The organism is Aquitalea sp. ASV11, assembly GCF_016429185.1.
Taxonomy (GTDB): Bacteria; Pseudomonadota; Gammaproteobacteria; order Burkholderiales; family Chromobacteriaceae; genus Aquitalea; species Aquitalea pelogenes.
Genome location: NZ_JAELUD010000181.1, coordinates 1 through 399 on the forward strand (window position 1 = coordinate 1; position 399 = coordinate 399).

Here is a 399-nt window from a genome sequence, read left to right on the forward strand (position 1 = left end):
CCCCCCCCCCCCCCCCCCCCCCCCCCCCCCCCCCCCCCCCCCCCCCCCCCCCCCCCCCCCCCCCCCCCCCCTTTTCCCCCCCCCCCCCACCACCCACCCCTCCACATCTTACTGTTCGTCGGCAGCGTCAGATGTGTATAAGAGACAGAATCTTACCCGTGCCGGAACGCGCTGCCTGGGCAACCTGCGAGGCGGCGCGGCTGTTGGCAATCAGCGAATCCACCTGGCTGCTGAGCGCACTGAGCGTGGCCCTGTCTCTTATACACATCTCCGAGCCCACGAGACGAACGCAATAATCTCGTATGCCGTCTTCTGCATGAAAACCGGGGGGGGGGGGGGGGGGGGGGGGGGGGGGGGGGGGGGGGGGGTGGGGGGGGGGGGGGGGGGGGGGGGGGGGGG

General features: G+C 73.7%; 1 protein-coding gene. It reads right to left on the minus strand.

Features of this window, described 5'->3' with window-relative positions; translation table 11 throughout:
- Positions 1-127: 127 nt before the first annotated feature.
- Positions 128-399, minus strand: a 272-nt coding sequence (locus JHD62_RS21585) for a hypothetical protein (protein WP_199104596.1), incomplete at its 5' end; no start/stop codon positions are given.